The organism is Aurantibacter sp., from assembly GCF_039941195.1.
Taxonomy (GTDB): Bacteria; Bacteroidota; Bacteroidia; order Flavobacteriales; family Flavobacteriaceae; genus Aurantibacter_A.
Genome location: NZ_JBDVFA010000046.1, coordinates 1 through 5364, shown reverse-complemented (window position 1 = coordinate 5364; position 5364 = coordinate 1). Strand labels below are relative to the sequence as shown.

Below are 5364 nucleotides of genomic sequence, written 5' to 3'. Positions count from 1 at the left end.
AGCATAAGCATCAAGTCGGATATAGGAGCTATTTAAATCAAAATAAATAGGAGTCAATTTAAGAATTTTAACTAGATCGGATCCTACGTTTGCCACTTTAACAGATTGCTCTAATTTTAATTGAGTTGCATTTATTTCTTTCTCGTCAGAAGATGTTAACATGAACAAACTACCATCCTCATAACCTTCTTTAAATCCTGTTAACTGATATTGTTTTTCCTGACAAGGAATTCGAATTGTATAACTACCATATGATGTGGATTGACTTTGGGCAATTTCTTCTCCTTTATGATTATAGGCGATAATTGAAGTTTCCGCTAAAGGAGCATCTGTATCTTTATCTACGGCAATACCTTTTATAAAAGTGAAACATTCATTTTTACGTAAGGTTAGTCGATAAATATCATCACTGCCAATTCCATCATTTCTGTTGGATGCAAAAAAACCATTTTCCTCAATGGAATCTAGGACAATAGAAAAATCATCTTCTGAACTATTAATTGGACTGCCTAAATTTAAAACAACTTTTTTATTTTTTAAATTTACTTTAAACAAATCAAGCCCCCCTAAACCTTGATGTCCGTCTGAAGCAAAATACAATGTTTCTGAAGCTGCGATAAATGGAAAAGTTTCCTTTCCTTCAGTATTAATTGGTGTGCCAAGGTTTTGTGGAATGCCGAATGTTCCATTTGCTAATATATCAACTACATATATATCAGATGCACCTTTACCACCAGGCATATCAGATACAAAATATAGTTTAGTTCCCGCGCTATTTAGCGATGGATGTGCCACTGAATAGTCAGTATTATTGAATGGAAGTTCTGTAATATTAGTCCAGATATTGTTTTCCAATGTTGCACTATATATTTTTAGTCGACTGATACCATCTTTATCTCTTTTGAAATTTTTGTTTTCGAAATTATTTCTTGTAAAATATACAGTTTTACCGTCCTTACTAAATGCTGTTGAAGACTCATTCGCTTTAGTATTTAAATTTTCGGAAAACTTCTCTAAACTAGAATCTTGTTCATTTTCTGAAATTTTGGCTTTATAAAGATTAGAGTATAAAAAGTCATTGTAATCAACTTCAGACTCTAAATCTCTAGTAGTTGCGAAAACTATATTTTTTAAGTAGTAAGAAGGAGCGAAGTCTGATTCTGAGGAATTAATAGCTTCGTAATTTTCAATAGTATATTGATCCGTAGGGATAGTAATATCTTTTAGATAATCTGTATTACTAGCATACAATCCTGCCCGTAAATCTTGATTTTTAGCCTTCCTAAATTTTTCCATCCAGAGATTGGCTTCATCATATTTTTTAATTGATTTTAAGGACAATGAGTATCGATAAAGGTAATCGGGTTCGATTTCATTTTCAAAAGAATTTATAAGTTTTTCGTACCAAAATGTTGCTACGTCGTAGTTAGCACTTAAGAAATTTGAGTTGCCTAGTTTCTTATAAATGATTGATTCTTCGTATCCTTTTTTTAATAAACTTTCATAAGAATCAATGGGCGTCATATATGCATATGCATCAAAATTATCTGTTGCAACATTCTTCTTTTTTTGTGATATACCTATGGCATGCAAAAAAAAGAGGAGTATGAAAAGATGATATGTTTGTATTGATTTCATGTCCATGTTTTTAGAAAAATCTTGGTGTTAAATCAATTTTTGTTTTTTTCTTAAACTCGTATCGAAGGAAAATTTCAAAGGATCCGTCATTAAATTGAGTGCCTCCTAATTCAGTGACTTCGCGGTCATAAGCTAAACCTAACATGAATTGTTCATTCATTTGGAAGCCAAACAATGCACTAATTGCAGCATCCCAACGATATGCAGCTCCTATGGTGAATTTTTCATTAATTAGAAAATTTGCTGAAAAATCGCCTTGTAATGGCGCCCCCTCAATCATCTTAAACAAAATGGCGGGTTTAAATTTTAAATTAGAATTTAAATTAAATACATAACCAGAAATCAAATACCAATTCATTCTCTCAGTGGCTATATTCGAGGTTCCAGTTCCCGAATTATCAAAATGTTCAGTTTCCAATAAATTCGGAACTGAAAGTCCAACATAAAATTTAGGTGTGTGATAATAAATACCTGCACCAATATTTGGAGAGAACTTTTTATAAAGATCACTCGATGTAGATAAATTTGGCCGGTAGTTTCTCAACCTATTATAATCAACATTTAATAAATGACCACCAGCTTTAAGTCCAAAGGAAAGATTATTGGTTTCGGAAGTAGCTATAGTATACGAAAAGGTAGCATCTAAATAGGTGTTTTGATTTGTATTGTTGCCAATTTCATCATGTACAATTGAAAGTCCAACACCTATTTTGTTTGAAACAGGTCCATTGATATTGAAAGTCTGTGTAGAAGGAGCACCATCCATACCAATCCATTGCGAACGATGTAAAGCAGATACGCCCCATTGGCCACGCGAACCTGCATAGGCTGGATTTACAGCAAGTGTATTGTACATATACTGGGTGTATTGCGCATCTTGCTGGGCAAAACTTATATATTGACTTCCCAACAGGAGCAATAGTATTATAATATGTTTTAAATGTCTTTGCATTGTTGATTAATTGTTCGCATAATTACCTTTCTACATATAAATAACCTGTTTTCACCTTTTCATCACCATTTATAGTGTAGGTTATGTTATAGAAATAAACACCAGACGGTAATTTTTTGTTTTCGGCGATGGTAATTCTTCCTTTAGATAACCCATCAAAAGCATTACTATTATTTTGGTATCCATCAGTTTCCCAAACCATAATTCCCCAACGGTTATAAATTTTAACTGAATTCTCAGGATGCAGTCCAATATTTATAATTTCCAGTTTTCCTCCCATTATATCTTCAGGGGATACTAAATCATTTTCAATATAAATATCACATGGAGAACCTGGTGGAGGCGTTCCTCCTATAGAATCACAAGGGTCTAATGGATCTGTACCATCATTAATTTCTTGTCCGTCCATAATTTGATCTCCGTCGGTGTCAGGGTTATTAGGGTCGGTGCCTAGCGGAATTTCTTCTTGGTTTGTCAACATATCTCCATCACAATCAATAGCGTACCACTCTTGTGAGGGTGTTAGTGTTTGATTCTCCAAAACAAAATCGCAATTGTCTAATGGATTGGTGTTGTCTGTTACTTCTTGACCATCCAAAACCCCATCACCATCTGTATCTGGATTTGTAGGATCAGTGCCCATTGTGTTTTCTTCTTGTTCCGTAAGTCCGTCATCATCACAATCGTTCTCGGGTGGGGGAGTGCCACCAATAGAATCACAACCATCTAAAGGATCCGTTCCATCATTTATTTCATCACAGTCCATAATGGTGTCTCCATCAGAATCATTCGTATTAATAGTAACTGATATGGTTGCTGATTGAGCTATACAACTAGTTCCACTAACAGTATACGTGTAGGTTCCAGCACCGGCTCCTTCAGGATTTGGACTCCATGTTCCAGTATTGTTATCAGTACCAAGCAATGTCAAAAGTTGAGTTGCACTTATCGTTTCGTCTGGACAAATTTCTAATGAAGTATCTATACCTGCATCTAATTGCGATTCCTCGTTAACGGTTATTGTAGCACTGTCATTCGGGCAAGAATTTCCTATTACAGTATAGGTATATACGCCAGCACCTGCTGGATTAGGATTCCAAGTACCATTAGTATCCGGCGTCCCACCAAGAGCATTAAAGAGTTGTGCAGTAGATACTACATCATCAACACAGATATTTAGTATTCCATTAGTACCTGCATTAGGAGGATTTTGTTCAGTAACAACAACTTCTGCAGTTACGTCTGAAGTGCATGGAGTTATGGCATTAACGGTATAAACATATGTTCCTGCACCAGCTAATACCGGTGACCATGTCCCTCCAATATCGGGAATCCCATTCAGTGCATTATATAGTTGAGTAGCAGTCACAACATCTCCTTCACATATGATTAGGTTTCCGTTAGTTCCCGCCTCGGGGTTTGCCTGTTCGGTAACTACAACCTCTGCGATTGCATCTTCTGTACATGGCGAGGTTGCAGAGACAGTATATATGTAAGTTCCGGCACCAGCCATTGTGGGTGACCATGTTCCACCAGTATCAGGTGAACCATTTAACAAATTAAAAAGTTGTGTTTCGGTAACCGTCTCACCCTCACAGATGTTTAACGTATTGCTAATTCCTGCATTTGGAGCTGATTGTTCAGAAACAACGACTTCTGCAGTAGAGTCTCCAGTACATGGTGTAGTGGCCGAAACAGTATAAATATAGGTGCCAGCTCCGGCTAATACAGGGGTCCATGTACCACCAGTATCCGGCATTCCATTAAGAGCGTTAAAAAGTTCTAATTCAGTTACAGTATTATCTCCACAAATTTGTAGAGTTCCGTTTGTGCCAGCATTTGGATTAGCTTGTTCCGTAACAACGACCTCGGCTGTTGAATCAGTAGCACATGGAGAAGTTGCTGAAATTGTATATGTATATGTTCCTGCGCCGGCCAATATTGGACTCCAATTTCCACCAGCATCTGGAGCTCCTTCAAGTGAATTAAACAATTGGCTAGTTGTAACATTGTCGCCGATACAAATAGTTAAAGTACCATCTTCACCAGCATTAGGAAGACCAGTTACTGTTACGGCTCTAGTAGCAATATCATCAACAGCGCAGGGTGAAATAGCAGCAACGGTATAAGAAATGGTAGCAGTACCGTCTGCCACAGCAGTAATTTCCCCAGCCGCATCAACAGTTGCAATGGCAGTATCAGAACTCGACCATGAACCCGAAGCATCGCCATCCGAAGTAAAAGTTGTTGTTTCACCTTCGCAGACATCTTGAGTACCAGAAAGTGTACCTGCATTTGGGAGTTTAGTTACAGTAACGTTTCTAGTAGCGATATCATCTACAGCACAAGGTGCAGTAGCAGCAACAGTATATGAAATTGTAGCCGTACCGTCAGAAATAGCAGTGATTTCCCCAGAAATATCTACAGTAGCAATTGCATTATCGGAAGTAGACCATGTACCTGTATCTCCATCGCTAGAAAAAATTGTTGTTTCACCTTCACAAAGCTCTTGATTTCCAGAGAGCGTACCAGCATTCGGTAGTCCAGTTATGGTAACTGTTCTAGTGGCAATATCATTTACAGCGCAAGGCGAAGTAGCTACAACAGTATAAGAAATGGTAGCCGTACCGTCTGCCACAGCGGTCACCTCCCCAGAAGCATCTACGGTAGCAATTGAATTATCTGAACTAGACCAAATTCCAGGGTCACCATCACTAGAAAAAGTAGTCGTTTCTCCTTCACAAATCTCTTGAGTTCCTGAAAGTGTACCTGCA

General features: G+C 37.3%; 3 protein-coding genes. All 3 read right to left on the bottom strand.

Annotated elements, in window-relative coordinates:
• Positions 1-1638: flagellar motor protein MotB (locus tag ABJF52_RS08220; protein WP_348148948.1), on the bottom strand; the 1638-nt coding region annotated here is incomplete at its 3' end.
• Positions 1639-1648: 10 nt separating this feature from the next.
• Complete coding sequence (locus ABJF52_RS08215) at positions 1649-2590, bottom strand: type IX secretion system membrane protein PorP/SprF (protein WP_348148946.1); 942 nt, start codon at positions 2588-2590, stop codon at positions 1649-1651.
• Between the two features lie 22 nt (positions 2591-2612).
• The coding region (locus ABJF52_RS08210; protein WP_348148944.1) for an Ig-like domain-containing protein at positions 2613-5364 on the bottom strand (2752 nt) is incomplete at its 5' end.